General features: G+C 66.7%; 31 protein-coding genes. 16 read left to right on the top strand and 15 right to left on the bottom strand.

Annotation, left to right across the window (positions count from 1 at the left end):
• Nucleotides 1-99 precede the first annotated feature (99 nt).
• From E7773_RS02545 to E7773_RS02555, 3 genes are read left to right on the top strand one after another with little or no spacing between them, the layout of a single operon-like run.
• Nucleotides 100-300: a hypothetical protein gene (locus E7773_RS02545; protein ID WP_293987681.1), complete on the top strand. Its 201-nt coding sequence runs from the start codon at nt 100-102 to the stop codon at nt 298-300.
• A gap of 31 nt (nt 301-331) precedes the next feature.
• Nucleotides 332-982, top strand: coding sequence for an MT-A70 family methyltransferase (locus E7773_RS02550; RefSeq protein WP_293987684.1), 651 nt, complete (start codon nt 332-334; stop codon nt 980-982).
• On the top strand, nt 982-1719 hold the full coding sequence (locus tag E7773_RS02555; protein ID WP_293987687.1) for a BglII/BstYI family type II restriction endonuclease: 738 nt from the start codon (nt 982-984) through the stop codon (nt 1717-1719). Before E7773_RS02550 ends, E7773_RS02555 begins: the two co-directional genes overlap by 1 nt.
• A gap of 17 nt (nt 1720-1736) precedes the next feature.
• On the opposite strand, the gene E7773_RS02560 is transcribed toward E7773_RS02555, so the two are convergent.
• Complete coding sequence (locus tag E7773_RS02560; protein ID WP_293987690.1) at nt 1737-2021, bottom strand: hypothetical protein; 285 nt, start codon at nt 2019-2021, stop codon at nt 1737-1739.
• Between the two features lie 174 nt (nt 2022-2195).
• On the opposite strand from E7773_RS02560, the gene E7773_RS02565 reads away from it, so the two are divergent.
• Nucleotides 2196-2900 (top strand): hypothetical protein, encoded by a 705-nt coding sequence (locus E7773_RS02565; RefSeq protein ID WP_293987693.1) that lies wholly within the window; start codon nt 2196-2198, stop codon nt 2898-2900.
• Between the two features lie 210 nt (nt 2901-3110).
• On the opposite strand, the gene E7773_RS02570 is transcribed toward E7773_RS02565, so the two are convergent.
• Together E7773_RS02570 and E7773_RS02575 are read right to left on the bottom strand one after the other, a co-directional pair.
• Entirely contained in the window at nt 3111-3392 is a 282-nt protein-coding gene (locus E7773_RS02570) for a hypothetical protein (protein WP_293987696.1), read from the bottom strand.
• Nucleotides 3385-4011, bottom strand: a complete 627-nt coding sequence (locus E7773_RS02575; RefSeq protein WP_293987699.1) for a YkgJ family cysteine cluster protein — start codon at nt 4009-4011, stop codon at nt 3385-3387. Before E7773_RS02575 ends, E7773_RS02570 begins: the two co-directional genes overlap by 8 nt.
• 70 nt (nt 4012-4081) lie before the next feature.
• On the opposite strand from E7773_RS02575, the gene E7773_RS02580 reads away from it, so the two are divergent.
• Complete coding sequence (locus E7773_RS02580; RefSeq protein ID WP_293987702.1) at nt 4082-4417, top strand: DMT family protein; 336 nt, start codon at nt 4082-4084, stop codon at nt 4415-4417.
• 6 nt (nt 4418-4423) lie between these two features.
• On the opposite strand, the gene E7773_RS02585 is transcribed toward E7773_RS02580, so the two are convergent.
• On the bottom strand, nt 4424-4627 hold the full coding sequence (locus E7773_RS02585) for a hypothetical protein (protein WP_293987705.1): 204 nt from the start codon (nt 4625-4627) through the stop codon (nt 4424-4426).
• Nucleotides 4628-4740: 113 nt separating this feature from the next.
• Here E7773_RS02585 and E7773_RS02590 point away from each other — a divergent pair, with 113 nt between their 5' ends.
• From E7773_RS02590 to E7773_RS02600, 3 genes are all read left to right on the top strand, one after another.
• On the top strand, nt 4741-5205 hold the full coding sequence (locus E7773_RS02590; protein WP_293987708.1) for a cytochrome c: 465 nt from the start codon (nt 4741-4743) through the stop codon (nt 5203-5205).
• A complete protein-coding gene (locus E7773_RS02595) occupies nt 5198-5686 on the top strand; it encodes a hypothetical protein (protein ID WP_293987711.1) in 489 nt (162 codons plus the stop codon). Before E7773_RS02590 ends, E7773_RS02595 begins: the two co-directional genes overlap by 8 nt.
• Nucleotides 5687-5774: 88 nt before the next feature.
• Complete coding sequence (locus E7773_RS02600; protein WP_293987713.1) at nt 5775-6266, top strand: thermonuclease family protein; 492 nt, start codon at nt 5775-5777, stop codon at nt 6264-6266.
• Here E7773_RS02600 and E7773_RS02605 read toward each other — a convergent pair whose 3' ends face one another.
• The 6 genes from E7773_RS02605 to E7773_RS02630 form a co-directional block, all read right to left on the bottom strand.
• Nucleotides 6267-6773: a CHRD domain-containing protein gene (locus E7773_RS02605; RefSeq protein WP_293987716.1), complete on the bottom strand. Its 507-nt coding sequence runs from the start codon at nt 6771-6773 to the stop codon at nt 6267-6269.
• Between the two features lie 57 nt (nt 6774-6830).
• Nucleotides 6831-7451 (bottom strand): hypothetical protein, encoded by a 621-nt coding sequence (locus tag E7773_RS02610; protein WP_293987719.1) that lies wholly within the window; start codon nt 7449-7451, stop codon nt 6831-6833.
• Nucleotides 7452-7503: 52 nt separating this feature from the next.
• Nucleotides 7504-7911, bottom strand: a complete 408-nt coding sequence (locus E7773_RS02615; protein ID WP_293987722.1) for a biopolymer transporter ExbD — start codon at nt 7909-7911, stop codon at nt 7504-7506.
• Between the two features lie 79 nt (nt 7912-7990).
• Entirely contained in the window at nt 7991-8584 is a 594-nt protein-coding gene (locus tag E7773_RS02620; RefSeq protein WP_293987725.1) for a YdeI/OmpD-associated family protein, read from the bottom strand.
• A gap of 59 nt (nt 8585-8643) precedes the next feature.
• A complete protein-coding gene (locus tag E7773_RS02625) occupies nt 8644-8973 on the bottom strand; it encodes a DNA primase (RefSeq protein WP_293987727.1) in 330 nt (109 codons plus the stop codon).
• 62 nt (nt 8974-9035) lie between these two features.
• On the bottom strand, nt 9036-10295 hold the full coding sequence (locus E7773_RS02630; protein WP_293987730.1) for a multidrug effflux MFS transporter: 1260 nt from the start codon (nt 10293-10295) through the stop codon (nt 9036-9038).
• Between the two features lie 131 nt (nt 10296-10426).
• On the opposite strand from E7773_RS02630, the gene E7773_RS02635 reads away from it, so the two are divergent.
• The 3 genes from E7773_RS02635 to E7773_RS02645 are packed head-to-tail and all read left to right on the top strand — an operon-like array spanning nt 10427 to nt 13138.
• Nucleotides 10427-11380, top strand: a complete 954-nt coding sequence (locus E7773_RS02635) for a 2-oxoglutarate and iron-dependent oxygenase domain-containing protein (protein ID WP_293987733.1) — start codon at nt 10427-10429, stop codon at nt 11378-11380.
• Nucleotides 11381-11419: 39 nt separating this feature from the next.
• The gene (locus E7773_RS02640) at nt 11420-11800 is read left to right on the top strand and encodes a hypothetical protein (RefSeq protein ID WP_293987736.1); all 381 of its coding nucleotides are present in this window, start codon (nt 11420-11422) and stop codon (nt 11798-11800) included.
• Between the two features lie 39 nt (nt 11801-11839).
• Nucleotides 11840-13138: a homoserine dehydrogenase gene (locus E7773_RS02645; protein ID WP_293987739.1), complete on the top strand. Its 1299-nt coding sequence runs from the start codon at nt 11840-11842 to the stop codon at nt 13136-13138.
• Here E7773_RS02645 and E7773_RS02650 read toward each other — a convergent pair.
• The 5 genes from E7773_RS02650 to E7773_RS02670 all read right to left on the bottom strand — a co-directional run bounded on the left by E7773_RS02650 (nt 13132) and on the right by E7773_RS02670 (nt 15660).
• Nucleotides 13132-13371: a hypothetical protein gene (locus E7773_RS02650; protein WP_293987742.1), complete on the bottom strand. Its 240-nt coding sequence runs from the start codon at nt 13369-13371 to the stop codon at nt 13132-13134. The genes E7773_RS02645 and E7773_RS02650 overlap by 7 nt on opposite strands.
• Before the next feature lie 70 nt (nt 13372-13441).
• Entirely contained in the window at nt 13442-13873 is a 432-nt protein-coding gene (locus tag E7773_RS02655) for a hypothetical protein (protein WP_293987744.1), read from the bottom strand.
• Nucleotides 13870-14214 (bottom strand): hypothetical protein, encoded by a 345-nt coding sequence (locus E7773_RS02660; protein ID WP_293987747.1) that lies wholly within the window; start codon nt 14212-14214, stop codon nt 13870-13872. Before E7773_RS02660 ends, E7773_RS02655 begins: the two co-directional genes overlap by 4 nt.
• 52 nt (nt 14215-14266) lie before the next feature.
• Nucleotides 14267-14698, bottom strand: coding sequence for a CoA-binding protein (locus E7773_RS02665; RefSeq protein WP_293987750.1), 432 nt, complete (start codon nt 14696-14698; stop codon nt 14267-14269).
• On the bottom strand, nt 14698-15660 hold the full coding sequence (locus E7773_RS02670; protein WP_293987753.1) for an Mrp/NBP35 family ATP-binding protein: 963 nt from the start codon (nt 15658-15660) through the stop codon (nt 14698-14700). Before E7773_RS02670 ends, E7773_RS02665 begins: the two co-directional genes overlap by 1 nt.
• 113 nt (nt 15661-15773) lie before the next feature.
• Here E7773_RS02670 and E7773_RS02675 point away from each other — a divergent pair, with 113 nt between their 5' ends.
• The 5 genes from E7773_RS02675 (at nt 15774) to E7773_RS02695 (ending at nt 21753) form a co-directional block, all read left to right on the top strand.
• Complete coding sequence (locus E7773_RS02675) at nt 15774-16835, top strand: protease modulator HflK (RefSeq protein WP_293987756.1); 1062 nt, start codon at nt 15774-15776, stop codon at nt 16833-16835.
• Nucleotides 16835-17710 carry a protease modulator HflC gene (locus E7773_RS02680; protein WP_293987759.1) on the top strand — a complete coding sequence of 292 codons (876 nt, stop codon included), beginning with the start codon at nt 16835-16837 and terminating at the stop codon, nt 17708-17710. Before E7773_RS02675 ends, E7773_RS02680 begins: the two co-directional genes overlap by 1 nt.
• A 130-nt stretch (nt 17711-17840) precedes the next feature.
• Nucleotides 17841-19361, top strand: a complete 1521-nt coding sequence (locus E7773_RS02685) for a Do family serine endopeptidase (RefSeq protein WP_293987762.1) — start codon at nt 17841-17843, stop codon at nt 19359-19361.
• A gap of 435 nt (nt 19362-19796) precedes the next feature.
• Nucleotides 19797-21002, top strand: a complete 1206-nt coding sequence (locus tag E7773_RS02690; protein ID WP_293987763.1) for a M20 family metallopeptidase — start codon at nt 19797-19799, stop codon at nt 21000-21002.
• Between the two features lie 97 nt (nt 21003-21099).
• Nucleotides 21100-21753 (top strand): GNAT family N-acetyltransferase, encoded by a 654-nt coding sequence (locus E7773_RS02695; protein WP_293987764.1) that lies wholly within the window; start codon nt 21100-21102, stop codon nt 21751-21753.
• Nucleotides 21754-21769 lie beyond the last annotated feature (16 nt).

The raw sequence follows: 21769 nt of genomic DNA on the forward strand, positions 1-21769 counted from the left end.
GCAATCGATCGAACACCCGTGAAAGTCCATTCTGGGGGATGTTCGACCTTGCGTCATCTTATGGGTCTGATATGTTCCCATTATGTTTAGGAGATGATCATGGCCGCCTATTACGTCAATCAGCATGCGCAAGCCAACGGAGATCATGAAGTCCACGTCACTGGTTGCAGCTTCATGCCGGCGAACAAAACGTATCTGGGCGACTACGAGTCATGTCAGCCGGCGGTAGCGCAGGCGAAGCTATATTACAGTCAATCGAACGGTTGCTATTATTGCTGCAACGCTTGCAACACGGGTTGAATGGGTTCCGAGGGGCGATAAGGCATTCTTGATGTACCAAGCTGAACCGCTCGACTCCCACATCGACCTCCTCGCCACCGCGCGCGGCGAGCGGTTCGGGACGATCCTCGCCGATCCGCCGTGGCAGTTCCAGAACCGCACCGGCAAGGTCGCGCCCGAGCATAAACGGCTCAACCGCTACGGCACGATGACGCTCGACGAGATCTGCGCGTTGCCGGTCGACGACATCGCCGCCGATCCATCTCACCTCTATCTCTGGGTGCCCAACGCGCTGCTGCCGGAAGGACTGCGCGTGATGGAGGCGTGGGGGTTCCGCTACATCTCCAACATCGTCTGGCACAAGGTGCGCAAGGACGGCGGGTCGGACGGGCGCGGCGTCGGCTTCTATTTCCGCAACGTCACCGAGCTCTTGCTGTTCGGCGTCAAGGGCAAGAACGCCCGCACGCTCGCGCCCGGCCGCAGCCAGGTCAACATGATGCAGACCCGCAAACGCGAGCATAGCCGTAAGCCCGATGAGCAGTACGACATTATCGAGGATTGCAGCTGGGGGCCGCGCCTCGAGATGTTTAGCCGCGGCAAGCGCAGGGGCTGGACGGTGTGGGGCAATCAAGCCGACGATAGCTACAAGCCTACGTGGGATACCTACGGCTACAACAGCGCGATGCCCTTGGCGGCGGAATAATGCTCGAACGCCTGTGTGACGCTGGTTTCGAGTTGCTGTTCACCAGCCACGCCGAAGCCATCATTCTTCACGACTTTCCCGAACTGGTCGAGGAACTGGAAAGCTCGCTTCTCGGTATCTCCCTGCCAATGACCGAGATCATTGGCGGCGGTGGCGGCGAAGCGAAGATGACGCAACGCCTACGTCGGGGCTTGGCGGCAAAGGAATGGACCAAGCATAATTTCGAACTGAAGAAGACGGTCGACGGCGTAGCCAAGGAGTCGATCAGCCACGAGATCGATCATGTTCGCCGCACGAAAAGCGGCGTGTTCGCGCTCGAGATCGAGTGGAACAATAAGGACCCGTTCTTCGATCGTGACCTAGAAAACTTCAAACGCTTGCACGCCGAAGGCGCCATCAGCGTCGGCGGCATAGTTACGCGAGGATCGGCGATGCAATCAGAAATGCGCGAGCGCGTCGAACGTTTTGCGACCGACCGCTCCATCGCGAATTTCGAGGCGCTAGCAGAGTTCGGAGCCGGGTCGCCGACTGGTCCGCAGCGAAAACAGATAGAAGCAGATATCGCGCGCGGAACTGAATTTGCGAAGGCATGGTCCCGCAAATTTACTAGCGACAAGTTCGGTCAGGCTACCACGCACTGGTCAAAGTTGCAGGATCGCGTGCATCGAGGCGTCGGCAACCCCTGCCCACTTGTGCTGATCGGCCTGCCGCCGTCGATCATCGACATGACGGCATAGACGCGAAGTATCGTCTGCTACTCCCCTCCCCGAACCAGCGTTTTAGTCGCCGTAAACGCCACCTCCCACGTCCGCCCGCCATCGGCCGAATACAATTCCTGATACTGGTGCGTGGTCGGCGTGACGTTGGACCACACCGCGCGGACCGGGATCGCGCGGCCGTCGATCGTGTCGGTGCCGCTCAGCGTGCCGGTGCCGCTCACGAAGCTGCCCACCATCGGCTGCGCGAACTTGCCGACCGCGCTGCTGGCGAAGTTCATGCTCCATTGCCGCGCCGCCGGATCGTAGAGGAAGATCGTCATCCCCTGCCGATGGCCGCGCGACCCGTCCGCCTCGATCTCCCTCGACCTGCGCGTTGCCGCCCCACGATGTGCGCTCTGTCACCGTCCCGTCGAGCCCGCTGCCCGAAGCGTTTTCCTACACGATCCTTTTTGGTTATATAGCTCGGCTCCTTCTAACCTGTCAGGAGCAACGGCATGCGACACAAAGAGGCCAGGGAATTGTCGAACGAGGAATTCGACGAATGGGTGGCGGCACGCAAGCGGCACGAGGCCGTCGCGGAAGCGGCGGATGAGGAGGGCGGGCCGCGGCTGTCGCTGGTCCCCGTCACCGAGCGCAACGCGCCAATCCCCACCGACCTGCTGCCCCCCGCCGCCGACGCCCCCGTCGACAGCGCTGCCGCCGAACAGGACGCCGCGCCGGCCGCCGCCACGCCCTTCGACGGTGTCACGCTGGAGGACAGCCGCAAGCGGCTCGCCGGGTGGAGCGCCGATCGCCAGCGTCTCTTCCTCGCCAACCTGGCGGAGACCGGGTCGGTGCACCTTGCGTGCGCCGGCGCCCGCCTGTCCGCGCGATCGGCGTACCGGCTGCGGGCGCGCTCGCCCGCCTTCGCCGCCGCGTGGGACACCGCGGAACAGCTCGCGGTCGGGCGGCTGTCGGCGCTGGCGTTCGACCGCGCGATCAACGGCCGTGTCGAACAGGTCTGGCAACAGGGCGACCTGGTGATGGAAAAGCGCGTGCCCAGCGAACGACTGCTGATGTGGCTGCTCGCGCGGCTCGACCCGCGCCGCTTCGCCGCGCCGTGGGAAATGCGCGGCGGCGACGGCGCCGACCCCCAGGCCGCGGCGCGCGACGCCTTTCCGGCACAACTCGACGGGCTGAGCGACTTGCCCGCCGACTGAGACCCCCATGGTCAGTGCGAACATTGGGAACATTCGGCGCGCCGCAGCGGAATAGCGCGGCAATTCGCGCCCGCGGCCAGCCCGGCCCGCGGGTGACGCAACGGGTTTGGCGCGGAGTAAATCCGCGCTTCGGCCGAGGTGCGCTGCGCCGACCCGCCGTCAGAGCTCGGGGCCGCGACGTGCAATAGCGGCGCTATTCCGCTGCGCCGACTATTGCGCCTTGAACTGCGTGCTCTTGAACTGCTGGCTCTTCAATTGCTCGCTCTTCAGCTGCTGGCTCTTGAGCTGCTCGCTTTTCAGCTGTTCGCTTTTCAATTGCTGGCTCTTGAACTGGCTGCTGCCCGGCTGGCCGAGCCCGATCGGCACGCCCTGCGTGCCCGGTGCGGTCGAGCCCGGCTGGGTTTGCGCGTCGGCGGTGCCCACGCCGAGCGACAGGCCCAGCATCGATACCGCGGCGGCGATCGCCGGGCGGCTCGGTTTCTTGTCAGTCATCATCTTCTCCCAGTTTGGTGTCGAGAATGGACAGATGGAGCCGCATGCGGGCGTCGATGTCGGCGGGCGCGTCCTGCCCCGTCGCCGCGGCCCAGCCGGCGAGTTGCGTGTCGATGTCGAGCAGATCATCGCTGTCGTCGGCAACGCCCTCCCCCGACGCGACGCCCACCCGGTCGTGCGCGCGCACGAACCACGCGAAATAGGCGTCGGCGGCGGCGATGAACGGCGCCGCGCCCTGCGCCTCGACATAGTCCTTCACCACGCCGTCGGTGCCGAAATGGCCGCGCGCCCAGTTGCGGTCGACCTCGCCGAAGCTCACGCTGCCATCGGCCAGGATCGTTCGGCCGAGCGGGAACAGCCGGCAGACGAGCGGCCGGTCGGGGTGCACGCCGCACCCCTCCTTCCCCAGGAACACGCAAGTGTCGGCATCGTCCTGACGCAATGCGCCGTTTTCGGTGAAGCGCGCGCGCAATTCGCCGGTGGAGACGCCGCGATTGCGCGCCAGTCGGGCGATCTCGTACGGATTGACCTGAATGCGCTTACCCGTGCAGCACGCCTTGCACCGCGTACAGCGATAGCTGAAGGGCGTGTCGGCCCGCATCGCCGAGACGTGGGACATGGGCAGCGTGCTAGCCCCGCGCCGCCGGGCCGGTATAGGCCGAATGCGACACCCGACGAGAGGATTGCCGATGTGGACCGTCGCGCTGCTGGCGCTCTCCAACTGCTTCATGACGATCGCCTGGTACTGGCATTTGAAGGGCGGGATGACGAAGCCGTTATGGGTCGTCATCGCGATCAGCTGGGGCATCGCGCTGGTGGAATATTGCCTCGCGGTGCCCGCCAATCGGCTGGGCTATGCGAACGGCTGGTCGGGCGGGCAGCTCAAGATCACGCAGGAAGTGATCACGCTACTGGTGTTCGGGGTGTTCATGGTGACCGTGCTGGGGGAGCCGATCGGGTGGCGCTATGTCGGGGCGGTGGTGTGCATGGTCGGCGCGGTGGCGTTCTTGTTCGTCGGGAAATAGCGGCAGTCAGTTGCTGCCCATAGCGTTAGCTAGAATGGCGAGATCGGCGTTGGTGACCGCCTCCCCCGTCGCGTCCTGCTCAGCCGCGCTGATATTGTTCGCCGCCGGATCGGGCGCGTTCGCCTCCGCCACGTCGTACGCCGTCCACAGGATTCCGCCCGCCCAGAACAGGGCGGCCCAGCGGCTGCGGAAGATCCTCGACGAGAACATGCCCACGCTATGCGCCCGCCACGGTTAACGCCCCGCCACCACCGCCGGTTAACGGGATTGCCGGGCGCCCGCGCGAGGCATAGCATCGCGCCGATCCACTGAGGAGAAGCGGCATGATCAGAACGATGTCGGTGGTCGGCGTGGCGCTGTCCGCCAGCCTGCTGGTCGCGGCGGGTGCCGCGCGGCGCGACGACGCGGACCAGCTGATCGCCGCGCGCCAGGCGGCGTTCAAGCTCTCCGGCGCGACGTTCGGCAACATGAAGGGCGTGATCGACGCGAAGGGCGATGTCACCAAATTGGGGTTCGGCGCGCGATCGCTCGCCGAATGGGCGCACGCGCTGCCCGGCCTGTTCCCGGCGGGAAGCGACGGTGGCACGACCAAGGCGTTGCCCACCGTGTGGAGCGACCGCGCCGGGTTCCTCAAGGCGGCGGCGACTTACGAGACGGAGGCGCGCAAGCTCGCCGATTTGTCCAAGGCGGGCGACGCGCCGGGCTTCGCGGCGCAATGGACCGTGGTGCGCGGCGCGTGCAAGGCGTGCCACGACGTCTATCACCAGCCCGAGACGCCGCGTGGTTAGGGCACTGACCGCCGCCGCCGCGCTGCTGCTCGCGACGTCGGCGGTCGCCCAGAGTCAACCAGCGCCCGCGCCGTCGCCCGAGGCCGAGACGCTCGGCCGGCGCGTCGCCGACACCGGCACGCTCGCCGCGCTGCTCCCGCTCGTCGTCGCCAAGGATACCGAGGAAATGCTCGCCGAGCACCCCGAACTCGACGCCGCCGGCAAGGCGAAGCTGCGCGCGATCGCCGCCGACACCGCGAAGACCGCGGTCGATCGCATGCTCGGCGTGGTCGGACATCAATATGCGCTGCGGCTGTCGGTCGAGGATTTGAAGGCGCTCGTCGCGTTCAACCAGAGCGCGGCGGCCAAGGCATCGCGCGCCGCCGAGCCGCAAGTCATCGTCGCGACGATGCAGACGATCGACGGCTTCGACCTGAAGAAGGAAGCGTGGGCCGCCTATTGCCGCAGCCCCGGCATTACCTGCCCCGCTCCGGCGAAGTAGCGCCAAAAGGGAGCAATAACCCCGGGTCGCCGCCGATCCGGAGGTGGTCGTTGACGCTTTGCTTACCGCGGCGGGCCACACTCGCCCGATGGGGATCGGCGGAGAGACGGCGAAGAATATCGGCATCGTGCTGGGCGGCGGCGCGCTCGCCGGGCTTGCCGCCGGCGCGTTGACCGCCGGGCACGGGCCGCCCGCCGCGGCGGCTGGCGTCGCGCCCGCGCCCATCGTCGCCAGCTTCGGCCTGTGCCACACCGGCGGCGGGACCAATTGCGTGGTCGATGGCGACACCTTCTGGATCGACGGCGAGAAGGTGCGCGTCGCCGATATCGATGCGCCCGAAACGCACCCGCCGCGCTGCGCGCACGAGGCCGACCTCGGCGAGCGCGCGACGCTGCGGCTGCAGGCATTGCTCAACGCCGGGCCGGTGACGCTGGCGGCGGCGGACCGCGACACCGACCGCTATGGCCGGTTGCTCAGGATCGTCGAGCGCAACGGGCGATCGCTAGGTGGGCAACTCGTCGCCGAGGGGCTGGCGCGCCCGTGGACGGGGCGTCGCCTGCCGTGGTGCGACGGCGACTGATCACTTAGCCATCACCCGGCCGCTGATCTCGCCGTCGGGGAACTTGTCGGTGTGGATGTTGAGTACCACCCGCTGGCCGCGCATCGCGTTGACGAACTCGTCGAAGCTCGCACCGCTGTTGATCAGTTTCTCGCCCGCCGCATAGTCGTAGTTGCGCACCGTCACGTGAAACCCGTTCCGCGTCTTGGTGTAGTTGGGACCATAGGGCAGCGGCAGGATCAGCTCGACATCGTCAGCGCTGCGATAGACGTGGAAATGGATCGGCCCGATCGGCTTGGCGACCAGCCCGTCGGCGAGCTGGTCGAGCGTAATCCCGGTCACGTCGAGATCGACCGACACCTTCTGCGACGAGGTATCGACCTTGATCACCGCCTTACCGCTGGCGGGCGACCCGGTGGTGGTCGGCGCGGCGGTCCCGCCGAGCGTCGCGCGAAAAGTCAGCATCTTCGCGGCGGCGGGGGTGGCGAATGCAACGGCAGCAACGGCGATCAACGGGAACAGGCGCATCGATAATCCTTCGGAAGCAATCGGGCAGACCTACTCAGCCAGCGGCGCTCACGAAAGTCATTTTGCGGCCGGCGCCGGCTTGAGGTCGATCGACATGATCCGCCACGCCTTGTCCTCCGCCGTCGCCCCGTCGATGTCGGCGGTGCGGTGGAGCACGGCGTTGCCGATCCAATAAAGCGCCGCGCCGCTCTTCAGCCGGGCATAGGCCTGGACGGGCACGGTGACGTAGCGCTGGCCGGCGCCGGCGTCCTCGGGGCCGGGCGCGCCGATGTTCGCATGATATTCGCTATATCGGGCGAAGCTCGCCGCGAAAACGTCGGCCGACTGGCCGCTCGCCTTGCCCCCGTCGCGCCACAGCGACCAGGCCTGGCGGTATCTCCCTTCGCCGATCAGCGCATAATAGGTCTGGACGACGTTGGCCGCGCCTTGCGGGCTGTCGGCGGCAAACGGCGCTTCGGACACCGGCGTCTTGTCGTGGGGCAGCCCGCCCGGCTGACCCGGCTCGGCGGGCGTCAGCGACGCTGGAGTCGCTACGGTGGCATCGTTCGCAGCGTAATTGTCGATATCGCCCTGCGCGCGCCCCGCCGCGGCGTTGATGTCAGCGGTGGTATTCGTGGCCGTCCTGGACGGCGAGCAGCCCGCGATCAGCAAAGCGGGCAAGATGTAGATGGCGCGCATGGAACCCCCGGGGAATGACGGCGTCTGAACGCCGCCAGGCCCCTGCCTGTTCCTAGAAATCGGCGAAGCTGTCGTTGCGCGCAAAGCCCAGCCGCGTCACCCCGGCGCGCTTGATCGTCGCCAGCACGTGGTCGAAGGTGTCGTACCGCGATTGAGCGTCGGCGTTGACCGTCAGCAGAACCTGTCGGTCTGCAACAAGCGGTGCCAGCCGCGCTGGCAGAGCCGCCTCATTCGTTGCGACACCGTCCAGCGTCAGCGCGCCGTTCGCGGCGATATCGAGCCGGTGCGTTTTCTCCGGCGGAGTCGGCTGCGGCGGCCCCGAGACCGGCAGGTCGATCGACACCTTATGAGTCACCATCGGAATGGTCATGATCATCATGATCAGCAAAACGAGCAGCACATCGATCAACGGCGTCATGTTGAGTTGCGACATCGGCTGGAATTCGGCGCGGGCGGCCATGGCGATCCTCCTTGCTGCGATGTAATAACGTATCACATGACGGAAAGGGTGCAAGCCTTATCGCACGGGCCTCACCCGCTCAGCAGTTTTCGTATTTCCAGTTGAGCTTCTTGCCCTCGCGCGCCTGCGCCATCGTCGTCGCGACGCGTCTCGCCCGGGTCTCGTCGCGCTTGGCATCGGCGACCCATTCGCAATATTCGCGGCGACAACTCGGCGAGAAGGCGTTCCAGTTGGCCGTCGCCGCGCTGTCGCCTGCCAAGGCCTCTGCCAGCATCGCCGGCACTTCCGCCTCCGGCTTGGTGGCGCGAGCCGCACGCTTGGGCTTCACGCCAGCGTCGATCATCACCACCGCATCGTCGATCATCGTCACGATGACGGCATCGGGCGGCATCGACGCGCGGTCGGTCAGGCGGCCGAGCTGGCCCATCGCCTCGCCTTCCTTGCCTGTCGGAAGTTCCTGACGGTTCCAGAAACCGAATGTCGCATGCGCCTTGAACGCCGCCATGTTCGCGAGCGGGCGGCCGCCATAACTGAAGAACGGCATGCTCCACTTGATGCCTTCTTCAACCGACGGAACCCGCGCGTGAACGAGGTCGCGCAAGTGATTGAGGATCGGCTTCGCGAAGTCGTTGCGGCTGGCGATATAGGCGTCGACGCGCGGATCCCTGGGCATGGCGGCTCCCCTGTCTGGATACCGCCAGTCTAGGTTTCGTCACGCTCTGGGGTCAATGTCTAGGGATTGAGCGCTTCGTCATCGGCGTCACTCAATTCATCCTCATCGACATCGTCGTCGTCCAGGCTGTCCTGCACTTCGTCCTCGCCGACATCGTCTTCGTCCTGATCGGCATCGTCGTCTTGCTCACCGACCTCGCTGTCGCGCATCTCGATATCGTCGTTTTCGGGATCGTCGCCCAGGTCGGGCGTCAGGTCGGTGATCAGCGTGCCGTCGCTCGGCCCGTCGCGCGTCGCCTCCAGGATTTCGGCGCGCTGGCTCTCGTCATAGCCTTCCTCGTCGAACCCGTCGTCGCCCGTTCCGTGACCCGGCACCTGGTAACCGCCCATGCTCCATCTCCCGATTGCTTATACAGCGAACGGAATTGCGCGGCTGTAGTTCCCCGGAACGGTCAGGTCGGGCGAAACAGCCGTCCGCGCTCGACGATCGCCGCCAGCGTCAGCGCGACCACGCCCGCGCTCAGGAACCCGATATGGAGCGGCGTCGTGGTGCCGTCGAACGACCGCCCGATCAGCCCGCCGATCACCGCGCCGCCGGTCGTCACGACGAACCCCTGCAGGCTCGACGCGGTGCCCGCGATCGCTCCCATATTGGCCATCGCCATTGCCGAGCAGTTCGACGCCGCGAGCCCGAAGCACATCATTGTCACCGCCTGCATCGCGACGAACGTCGACAGCGTCTCGTACCCGAAATGCTCGATCGCGAGACTCGTCGACGCCGCGAGGATCAGCACGAGCATCGCGCCATGCGAGATGCGCCGCATCCCCAGCCACATCACGATCCGCGAATTGATGAGGTTCCCGCCCATCATCAGCCCGGCGCAGAGCGCGAAGACCAGGCCCAATTGGTCGGGCTGCCCGAACACCTTCGACACGATCGGCTGGATGCTGGTGATGTAGCCGAACAGCGCGCCCTGCAGTCCGATCACCGCTGCGGCGTACCCGACCGACTGGCGGTCGGCGAGCGTGAAGCGCCAGTTGGCGACCAAACGGTTCCATTCGAGCGGCACGCGATGTTCGGGTGCGAGCGTTTCGGGCATCCGCAACATGAACCACGCGGCAATCCCCGCGCTGACGATCGCGACCATGTTGAAGATCAACCGCCACGACCCGAATTTGAGGATCGCCTCGCCGATGCTTGGCGCGATGATCGGAAAGATCATGAAGGTCATCACCGCGAGACTGCTGACCCGCGCCATCGCGCGACCCGAATAGCAATCGCGGATCATCGCGATCGTCACGACGCGCGTCGCGGCGATGCCGAGCCCGGCGAACACGCGCGCGAGCAGCAGGAGATGGAGGCTGCCCGCGACCGCGCAGAGCAGGTTCATCACCACGTACCAGGCGAGCGCGCCGATCAGCACCGGGCGCCGCCCGAACCGGTCGGCGAGCGGCCCGTGAACAAGCTGGGCGCAGCCGAACGCGGCCGAAAACACCACGATGATCAGCGGCAAGTCGCCCGGCGTCGCGTGCAGGTCGCGCTGGAACTGCGGAAAGGCCGGCAGCATCGTGTCGATGCCGAGCGCGCCGACCGCCATCAGCGCCGCGATCAACGCGACGAATTCGGCAAACCGGATCGGCGCCGCATTCGCGTCACGCGGGCGACCGAACGACGAAGCGTCGTCGCGCTGAGGGACCTCCACCTGCGGCATCCGATCCCCATGCCCCACCAACGCGCACAGGTCAGCCCCGAAAATGCCTGCGCCGCTAGCTCACCGCTTTCGTTTGGCAGCGGGAAGGTCTAGGGTCGGCGGCTTTCCCAGAGAAACCGGAATAACCGATCATGCTCGATACCCCATCCGCCCAGGTTCCCGCGCTCAGCCTCGCCGACGAGGCGCGCGATCCCGACGCTTTCGCCGCCGCGTTCGGCGGGTCTTTCGAGCGGTTCGGCTTCGCGGTCATCACCGACCACGGCGTGCCGCAGCCGTTGATCGAGCGCGCGTGGAAGCTGACCGAGGAATTCTTCGCGCTGCCGGTCGAGGAGAAGCAGGGCTATTACGACAAGAATTGGGGCGGCCAGCGCGGCTACACGCCGTTCAAGACGGAGATCGCCAAGGACGCCAAACATGTCGACCTGAAGGAATTCTGGCACGTCGGGCGTGACTTGCCCGCGGGGCACCCGGCGGCTGCGACGATGATGCCCAACGTCTGGCCGTCGCGTCCCGCCGAATTCCAGGAAGCGCTGACCGATCTGTGGAACGCGTTCGACCGCGCGGGGCTTCGCCTGCTGTCGGCGATCGCGCGGCATCTGAAGCTCGACCCGCATTATTTCGACACCGTGGTGAACCACAGCAATTCGATTCTGCGGCTGCTCCATTACCCGCCGATCCCGCAGGATGCCGAGGGTGTCCGTGCCGGCGCCCACGAGGATATCAACCTGATCACGCTGCTGCTCGGCGCCGAGGAAGCCGGGCTGCAACTGCTCGACCGCAACGGGCAGTGGCTGGCGATCGACCCGCCGCAGGGTGCGCTGGTCGTGAACGTCGGCGACATGCTCCAGCGCCTGACCAACAACGTGCTGCCGTCGACCACGCACCGCGTCGTCAACCCGCCGCCCGAGCGCCGCGGCTTCTCGCGCTATTCGATGCCGTTCTTCCTGCATCCCAACCCGGAATTCCTGATCAAGACGCTGCCCAGCTGCATCTCGGAAGCGAACCCGGACCATTATCCGACCCCGATCACCTCGCACGATTACCTGCACGAGCGGCTAGTCGAAATCGGACTGGTGAAAGCCTGACGCTTTCATGGTATGACCGCGCGATTACGGGAGGGATCGATGCGTCGCTTGATCATGACGAGCTGCTGCCTGGCCGGCGGATTGCTGCTGGCATCGCTGGCCGATGCGCGCCCGGGGATCGATATGCAGCTCGAGCGCAACGCCGCGATCCGCCCGACCGACCGTTCGATTTCGATCCAGGCCGGCCTCATGCGGCGCTGGATTCCCGTAGGCAAGTGCGTCGTCGGGCGGGACCGCCTGACGAGCCTCGCGCTGGTCCGCGCGCCGATGGGGTCGGACGAACTGAGCGCGGCGGCGCGGCGGCTCGATCCGATCTTCGCCGGGTGCCTCGCCGGGTCTGGCGCACCGGGACCGTCGAGCGTCATGCTGCGCCGCGCCGCGCTCGCCGACGCGCTGGGGATCGCCATTACCCGCGCCTGACATAGACAAAGCGCGCCGCGCTCCCCTAAGCGCGTGGGCGTGACTCCGACCAATCCCCTACGCGTCGCCCTCGCCGGGCTCGGCACCGTCGGCGGCGGCGTGATCCGCCTGCTCGACGCCAATCGCGACCTGATCGAGCGCCGCGCGGGACGCGCAATCGAGATCGTCGCCGTCTCGGCGCGCGACCGCGCCAAGGACCGCGGCGTCGACATCGGCCGCTTCGCCTGGGAAGACGATACCGCGCGGCTGGCGCAGCGCGACGACGCCGACGTCGTGGTCGAGTTGGTCGGCGGATCGGACGGACCCGCACTCGCGCTGGCGCGCGCGACGCTGGCGAGCGGCAAGAGCCTCGTCACCGCCAACAAGGCGATGATGGCGCATCACGGGCTCGAACTCGCCGAAGCCGCCGAATCCGCTGGCGCAGCGCTCAAGTTCGAAGCGGCGGTCGCGGGCGGCGTGCCCGTCGTCAAGGGGCTGCGCGACGGTGCTGCGGCCAACCGCATCGACCATGTCTACGGCATCCTCAACGGCACGTGCAATTTCATCCTGACCAAAATGGAGGCCGAGGGGCGCGACTTCGCCGACGTGCTGGCGGAGGCGCAGGCGCTGGGGTTCGCGGAGGCCGACCCGAGCTTCGACATCGACGGCGTCGACGCCGCGCACAAATTGTCGATCCTCGCCAGCATCGCGTTCGGCGTGCGCCCCGCGTTTGACGAAGTCGCGACCGGCGGCATCCGACACATCCTCGCCGCCGACATCGCGGAGGCCGCGGCGCTCGGCTATCGCGTGCGGCTGGTAAGCGTCGCCGAAGCGGGTCCGCACGGCCTGTTCCAGCGCGTCCACCCCTACCTCGTGCCGATCGACCATCCGCTCGCGCATGTCTCGGGCGCGCTCAACGCGGTCGTCGCCGAGGGCAATTTCGTCGGGCGCTTGCTATTCCAGGGCGCGGGCGCGGGCGACGGCCCAACCGCCTCCGCCGTCGTCGCCGACCTGATCGACATCGCGCGCGGCGAGTTCGGCCCGCCCTATGCGATGCCCGCCGCCAGCCTTTCCGCCATGCCCGCCGCCGACAGCGGCGACCGCCGCGGCCGCGCATACCTGCGCTTCATGGTCGCCGACCGGGTCGGGGTGCTCGCCGAAATCGCCGCCGCGATGCGCGATGCGGGCGTGTCGATCGAAAGCCTGATGCAGCGCGGCGCCGCGGCCGACGGCAGCGTGCTGGTCGCGATCGTCACGCACGAAGGCCCCGAGCGCGCGGTTGCGCACGCGCTCGACAAATTACGCGGCTCCCCCAGCCTCGCCGGCGAACCGCTATGGATGCATATTCTGGGTCAATAGACCGAGCGCAGGATCGACCGCGTCTTGCTGGTGCAGCGCCGCGCACCGACCACGTCGCACTTGCTGCCGTCGATGCGCACGGCGCGCTTCTTCAGAATGTCGCCGTCGTCGCTCGATACGGACACGCGATAGCGTTCGGCGCAGGCGCCGCTGCATCGGGCCGGCTTGTTGGGCGGAAGGCTGTAACCGGGTAGCGCGGCACTGGCTGCGAACAGAACGGCGAAGGTGAGCATCGACAAACACCCCTGTTTGTCCCCGCTGCGATCGAACGCGCCGCGACACATTCGGTTGCGTAACTGTCTGTCAGGGCAGGAGTTCGCCCGTCGGCGCCGGGTCGTCGAGCGGAATCGCCACGCGCCCCGTCTTGTCGGGCTTCTTCACGAAGGCGCGCTTCGCGAGCCCCACCGCGCCCTTGACCAGCGGCACGATCGGCGGGCCGAACCCGACCACGCAATTGCGGCTGATCGCGCATGGCGTCGCGGTCGCCGCCAGTGCGCCGCTGCCGGTCAGATCGGGGTTGGACGGGGTCGGTCCGCTCGACGGCACCGAGTCCGGGTCGGGCAAGCGCGGTGACGGCTTGGCATTGGCGCAGATGATGATGTCGTCCCTGTCGCCGGGCTTGCGCTCGGGGACGCACGGCTCGCTCGGGGTCGGCACGAGGATCGACCAGCGCTCGGGCTGCGGCGCGGGCGCCGTCGTTGCCGCCGTCTGAAACAGGACGGCGAGCGCGATCATGGCGCGATCGGCCGCTCGCCGAGACCGCGCAGGCCCCCGCCCCGCGTGCTGAAGCCGACCCCGGCCTTGCCGCAGCCGACGAGGAAGGTGGACATTTCCTCGCAATTGTTGGTCCGCGCGAGCAAGCGGTCGCGCTCGACGGCAACCGGCTCGTTCTTGCGGTCGTATGGATCGAATTCGATCAGCGGCAAGCGAAAGCGGTCGGTCGCGCGGCGGCTGCAGATCACGATATCGTCGGGCTTGGCCGACTGGCATTCGATCGTCGCGCGCGTCTGTTCGCGGTATCGCGCCATCGCCGCGTCGAGATCGGTGCTGGCCTGCAACGCGAACCACAACAGCATGACCGCCTCCGTCAAAGCCTCATACCGGACTGCCGCGCGAATGCGGCGGATTTCAGCCCGCGATCCTTGGCACGCCGAGCCGCGGGATGTCGATCGCAGGGCAGCGGTCCATCACGACCTTCAGGCCCGCGGCCTCCGCCCGCGCCGCCGCTTCGTGGTTGATCACGCCCAATTGCAGCCACGCCGCTTTCGCCCCCGCCGCGATCGCTCCGTCGACCGCCTCGCCGGCCGCCATCGGGCGGCGGAAGATATCGACGATGTCGATCGGCTCACCGATCTGCGCGAGGTCGCGGAGCACGACTTCGCCATGGACGTGCTGACCAGCGATCTGCGGGTTGACCGGGATGACTCGATAACCGTGGCGCTGGAGCATGGCCATCACGCCATAGCTCGGCCGGTCGGGCCGGTCCGAGGCGCCGACTATCGCGATCGTGCGCGCGTCGGTGAGGAGGTCGCGGATATCGTCGAGCGAGGTCAGCGGCATCAACGCGACTCCTTCAGCCAGGTCTCCACTTTGCCGGCTATCCCATTGAACGCCGCGGCTTCGGGCGCGTTCCCGGCGGCCGGGGGTTGCCCTGCGTCGGATGCCGCGCGGATCGCCATCGCGAGCGGCACGCGGCCGAGAAACGGCACGCCCAATTCCCTCGCCGCCGCTTCCGCGCCGCCCGCGCCGAACGGATCGGACACCTCGCCGCAATGCGGGCAGGCATAGCCCGCCATGTTCTCGACCAGCCCGATCACCGGCGCCCCGGCCTTTTCGAACAGGTCGATCGCGCGCCGCGCGTCGATCAGCGCGAGGTCCTGCGGGGTGGAGACGATCACCGCGCCCGCCGGCTTGTACTTCTGGATCATGGAGAGCTGCACGTCGCCGGTCCCCGGCGGCATGTCGACGATCAGCGTGTCGGCGGCGCCCCAGTCGCCGTCGATCATCTGTCCCATCGCGCTCGCCGCCATCGGCCCGCGCCACGCGATCGCCTGGCCCGGTGCGACCAATTGCCCCATCGACAGGATCGGCACGCCATAGGGCGTCGGCACCGGGATCATCGTCTTGTCGCGCGATTCGGGGCGCGATCCCTCGACCCCCATCAACGTCGGCTGCGACGGGCCATAGATATCGGCGTCGACCAGCCCGACGTTGCGCCCACCGCGCGCCAGCGCGACCGCCAGATTGGCGGCAACGGTCGATTTCCCCACCCCGCCCTTGCCGCTCGCCACCGCGACCAGCCGGCGCCCGACGCGCTCGCTGGTCATCGCGACGCGCACCTCGGCAACGCCAGGCTCGGCCAAGGCAGCGGCGCGCACCGCCGCCTCCAGCGCCTCGCGCTCGGCCGCATCCAGCCCCGTCACGTCGAGGATCACGTTCGCCCGAGCGCCGTCGAGCCGCGCCGTCGCGCGCTCGCCGGCGACCGCCGCTATACGCTCGACCAATCCTGCTTCATCACCCATGCGGAGCGAGATAGTCGCCGCGTTGCCGCTTGCCACTGTTTTTCCGCCGCAACACACCTATAAGAGGATGCATGACGACCGCACGTGCCTGGTGGCGCCACCTTCCCCCTTTTATGTCGAAACCGAAAAGCCCCTGGGGCGGCGGTGGCGACGACGGCAGCGACAAGGATGCGGCTGGCGAGCCCGGTGAGGATAATGCCGGTCCGCGCAATCCCTGGGCGCAGCCGCCCGGCGGCCCGCGCGCCCCGCGCCCCACCGGACTCGACGATCTGCTGCGACGGGCGCGTTCGGGAGGCGGCGGCGGCGGTGGCGGCCGCTTCCAGCTTCCGGGGGGCGGTAACGCCCGCAACCTGTGGCTCGGTGGGGTCGGCCTCGTCCTGCTCGCCTGGATCGCGCTCACCAGCTTTCATGTGATCGGCCCGCAGGAGCGCGGCGTGGTCACCTATTTCGGCAAATATTCGGGCACGCTGTCGCCCGGCTGGCAGACCACCCTCCCCTCGCCGATCGCGTCGGTGCAGGTGATCGACGTCAATTCGATCCGCACCTTCCAGTTTCCCGAAAACGGCGGCGCCAATCTGGTGCTGACCGAGGACCAGTATCTGGTCGACCTGGGGTACACGGTACGCTGGCGGATCGTCGATCCGCAGAAATACGCATTCGAGCTGAAACTGCCCGACGACAGCGTGAAGTCGGCAGCGGAAAGCGCGGTGCGCGCGGTCGTCGCCAATACCTCGCTCGACAATGTGATCGGCCGGGGCAAGGGCCAGATCGAAACCCAGGTGGCGCAGGCGATGCAGCGCATCCTCGACGAATATCAGGCCGGGATCACCATTGTCGGCGTGTCGCTCAACAATGCGTCGGCACCGGCGGCGGCGCTCGACGCCTTCAATCAGGTGACTGTCGCGCAACAGGAATATGCCAAGAACATCAACGCCGCACGCGCCTACGCGCAATCGATCGCGGCGAACGCGGAGGGCGAGGCGCAATCCTTCGATCGTGTCTACGCGCAATACAAGCTCGCCCCCGACGTGACTCGTCGCCGCATGTATTACGAAACGATGGAGCAGGTGCTGGGCCAGACCAACAAGACGATCATCGAACCGCGCGGTGTCGCGCCCTACCTCCCGATCCCGCCCGGCAAGTCGCTACCCAGCGCACCGCAGGGAGGGCAGTGATGACCAATTGGCTTCGCAATCCGGTTTCGCTCGGCATTGCCGCGCTGTTGCTGGTGATCTTGCTCGCCAGCACGGTGGCGATCGTTCCCGAAACGCGCCAGGCGGTGATCGTCCGGCTCGAACAACCGCGCGTCCTGGTCAACCGCTATCACCCTGGCGAAGCGCTGGGCCAGACCGGTGCCGGGCTGATCGCGCGCGTCCCGTTCTTCGATAATATCGTGTGGCTCGACAAGCGCGTGCTCGACGTCGATCTCAACAATATCTCGGTGCTGTCGACCGATCAGCGCCCGCTCGAAGTCGATGCCTATGCCCGGTACCGGATCGTCGATCCGATGCGCGCGCTCCAGGCGGTCGGACTGTCGTCGGGCGCGGAGGAGCGCGTCACAGCTGCGCTCGAGCAATTGTTCGGATCGGCGCTCCGCAACGAATTGGGCAAGCGTGAATTTGCCGCGCTGCTCAGCCCCGAACGTGGCCAGATGATGGACAACATCCAGTCGCGGCTCCAGCAGATCGCGGCACCTTATGGCGTCCAGATCATCGACGTGCGGATCAAGCACGCCGACCTGCCGACCGGCACCGCGCTCAATTCCGCGATCGAGCGGATGAAGAACGCGCGGCTGCAACAGGCGCAGGTGATCCGCTCACAGGGAATGAAGGAAGCGAAGATCATTACGGCCGATGCCGAGGCGCAGGCGGCGCAGATCTATGCCGCGGCGTTCAACAAGGACCCGGCGTTCTACGACTTCTATCGCGCGATGCAGTCGTACCGCCAGACCTTCGCACCGGGTACCAAGGACCAGCCCAGGGGCGACACCAACCTGATCCTGACACCGGACAATTCGTACCTGAAACAGTTCGAGGGCGGCGGGAAATGATTGGTTGAGCAAGTGGCGGGTTTGACCAATCGCCTTTCTTGCAATCCGTTCATATTCAATCGCCGTTCAGCCTGACCGCGCCAGAAACCCGCCAGACTGGGGTTTCGTCGAGACGAAGAGGAAGACTTTAGTGCGCTACGCCTACGCCATTACCACCGCCCTGCTGATGGGAGGCGCGGCCTCCTCGCTGGTGTTCCAGTTCCCCGCCAGCGCGCAGACCGCGCAGAACGAGCCCGGCGCGATTTCCGCCGCGGCGCCCCGGATCGGCGCGCCGATGAGCTTCGCCGACATGGTCGCCAAGCTCCAGCCCGCCGTCGTCAATGTCTCGACCAAGCAGAAGGTCCAGGTCCAGGCGCAGGATAACCCGCTGCTGCAATTGTTCGGCGGTCAGGACCCCAACGGCGGCGGCGCGCCGATCACGCGCGAAGGACAAAGCCTGGGATCGGGCTTCATCATCTCGCCCGACGGTTATGTCGTCACCAACGCACACGTCATTACCGCCGCCGCGAGTGGCGCCAAGGTCGAATCGATCACCATCACGCTCGCCGACCGCAAGGAATATGTCGCGCGCGTGATCGGCAGCGACACGACGTCGGACCTCGCACTGCTCAAGATCGACGCCACCAACCTGCCGTTCGTGAAGTTCGGCGATTCGACCCGCGCGCGTGTCGGCGACTGGGTGATCGCGATCGGCAACCCGTTCGGCCTCGGCGGTACCGTCACCGCCGGGATCGTCTCCGCACTCCACCGCGTCACCGGGCAAGGCGGCGCGTACGACCGCTTCATCCAGACCGATGCCGCGATCAACAAGGGCAATTCGGGCGGCCCGATGTTCGACATGAACGGCAACGTGATCGGCATCAACTCGCAGATCTTCTCGCCGAGCGAAGGTTCGGTCGGGATCGGCTTCGCGATTCCCGCCGAAGCGGCCAAGCCGATCATCGACACGATGATGAAGGGCGGCAAGATTCAGCGCGGCTATCTCGGCGTCGGGCGCCAGGCGGTCGACGAGGATATCGCCGCGTCGCTCGGCATCCCGAAGGATAAGGGCGAGCTGATCGGCCGTGTCGAGCCGGGTCAGGCCGCCGACAAGGCCGGGGTCAAGCAAGGCGACGTGATTATCGCGGTCAATGGCCAAGAGGTGAATTCGCAGCAGACGCTGTCGTATCTGGTTGCCAATCTGGCGCCGGGGTCGACCGCACGGCTGAGCGTGCTCCGCGACGGCAAGCCGCTGACGCTCAACGCGGTCATCGGCACGCGCCCGACCGATGAGGAACTCGCCAAGCTGGTGCCCGGCGGCGCGCCCGACGACGGGAACGGTGCCCCGGGTGCGCCCGAACTGCGCGCATCGTCCGATCTGCTCGGCGTTCAAGTGACCGCGCTGACCCCGACGATCGCCAACCAGCTCGGGGTGACCCCGGGTAGCGTGTCAGGCGTCGTTATCACCAACATCAACGCCTCAAGCGATGCAGCGGCGAAGGGTTTGCAGCGTGGCGACATCGTCTCGTCTGTCAACCGCGTCAGCGTAAACACTCCGGCGCAGATGGACGCGCAGGTGCGCGCTGCCAAGGCCGCGGGGCGGACGACGGTCCTGCTCTACATCACGCGCGTGCAGCAAGGCAGCCGATATTACGCCATAAAACTAAATTAGAGGGCGACAACCAGTCGATCGCCACCGCCGCAGTTACTAATCACTCAGTCATTGCAAATAATAACAGGATTTCCGTATTGGTCAGTAAAGCCGGTCGCACAACACTGTCCGGGTGGAGGAAATCCATTCTGATAGCTTCTGCAATAAGGGTAAGATGGACGTGCCTCTAGTAAAGCAGGGATTGACGCAGCAATAAGCACCACGGCCCAAGTGATCGCTCTCTTTAACCAAATGTTACGCATGCTCGGCCTCCACTTCTACCGGCAGAATGCTCGGTCCGACCAAGTTATCACATTGCGGTTAAACAAGAAACTCGTTTGTTGAAACACGAATGGGCACAGATTGCGTGTTACATTGCGGCCAAGCTGAAGGGCTGACTCTAGGCCGCGCGCTCGCTAGAACTCCCTCGTCCCAGCCGGACGAGGGAGTTTTTGCATGACCGAATTCACCACCGACTGGACCGCCGCGGGCGAGGCCGAGCTGGCTGACATCGTGGCGCTGCGCCGCGCGATCCATGCCGACCCGGAGATCGGCAATCACTGCCCGCGTACCACCGCGAAGCTGCGCGCCGCGCTCGAGGGGCTCCCGCTCGAAATCCACGAATCGACCTCGACCACCGGGTTCGTCGCAATCCTGCGCGGCGGAGGAAACAACGGGCGCACGGTGCTGCTGCGCGGCGACATGGACGCATTGCCGATGCCCGAGGAGACGGGGTTGGAGTTTGCGAGCCAGGTGCCGAATGCGATGCACGCCTGCGGTCATGACTCGCATTGCTCGATGCTGGTCGGCGCAGCTCGCGCCCTCTCCGCCCGCAAGGATCAGCTCCCCGGCACCGTCGTCTTCATGTTCCAGCCCGGCGAGGAAGGACATCACGGCGCGCGCTTCATGATCGAGGACGGGCTGCTCGACGTCGAGCGCCCCGACAGCGCGTTCGCGCTGCACATCGACCCCAATTCGAGCAAAGGCGCGGTGCGCACGCGATCGGGGCCGCTGCTCGCCTCGACCGACGCGCTCAACATCACCGTGCGCGGCGCTGGCGGGCATGCCGCGATGCCGCACGATTGCCTCGACCCGATCCCCGCCGCCGCGGAGATCGTGACGGCGCTGTCGGTGTTCGTCGCGCGCCAGATCCCCGCGACCGATCCCGCCGTACTGTCGATCACCAAGATCGAGGCGGGGAGCGCGTATAACATCGTCCCCGCCGAGGTGCAGATGATCGGCACGCTGCGCACGCTGAGCGCGAAGACGCGCGAAAAGGCGCGCGCCGGGATCGCGCGGATCGTCGAGCATGTCGCACAAGCGCACGGGCTGACCGCCGAACTGCGGATCGATGATGGTTATCCGGTGACGATGTGCGACCCGCGCGCGGTCGCGCTCGTGAAACAGGTCTCGGATAACTTCGGCGAGGAATATTGGCAGCCGATGCCGAGCCCGATCATGGGCGGCGAAGATTTCAGCTACGTGCTGCGCGAAGTTCCCGGCGCGATGGCGTTCATCGGCGTGGCGCCCGACGGCACCGACCCGGCCAAGAACCCGCCGCTCCACAATACGAAGATGACGATCGAAGAGAGCGTCATGGCGAAGGGCGTCGCGATGCACTGCGCCTATGCCGAGCGGTTCCTGGAGAACGGGTTCGATTGAGCGGCGGGGCCGCCGATGAGAATCGTCACCCGGGACTTGATCCGGGGTCCCGCTTACTTCTGCGATCAAGGAAGCGGGGTGCCGGATCAAGTCCGGCATGACGAAGGTGTTTAGGGCCGATCCCGCGCTCATCGCCCGCTGGGCCGACGCGTGGGCGATATCTCGCGGAGCCGCGTCGCCCGTAGCGCGCGACGGCGGCATCTACATCCACGTCGGCAGCGAGGAACAGGTCGGCCGCTACATCTTCCCCCGCCTCGACCCTGACGCCATCCGCGATCTCACCGCGCGGATCGATCGGCCGCTCCTGTATCTCAAGGTCTGCGCCGAAGCCGCCGCCGTGCGGCCGTTGCTCCCGCCGGGCTGGGAGATCGCCCCGCCCGGCTACATGATGACCGCGCCGGTGTCGGCGATGCTCGACCGGCCCGCCGACCTGTCACCGAATTTCGCGCTGAGCATCGACTGCGACGGCCCGATCGTCTTTGCCGGCATCACCGACTCCGCTGGCGAAGAGGCGGCGCGCGGGCGCATCGTCCTCCTCGATGATCTCGTAGTGTTCGACCGCATCCGCACCGCCGACGCGTATCAGCGCCAGGGCCTCGCCACCGCGATCATGCGCGCGCTGGCGGTACAGGCCGACGCCCGCGGTCTTCGCGCCGCGATACTGTGCGCGACCCCGCCCGGCCGCGCTCTCTACCAGACTCTCGGCTGGTCGCTGCACAGCCATTACACCACGGCCTCGCTCAGCCCGTGAAACTGTGCCACGGTGC

It is taken from the genome of Sphingomonas sp. (assembly GCF_004799495.1).
In the GTDB taxonomy this organism is placed as follows: Bacteria; Pseudomonadota; Alphaproteobacteria; order Sphingomonadales; family Sphingomonadaceae; genus Sphingomonas.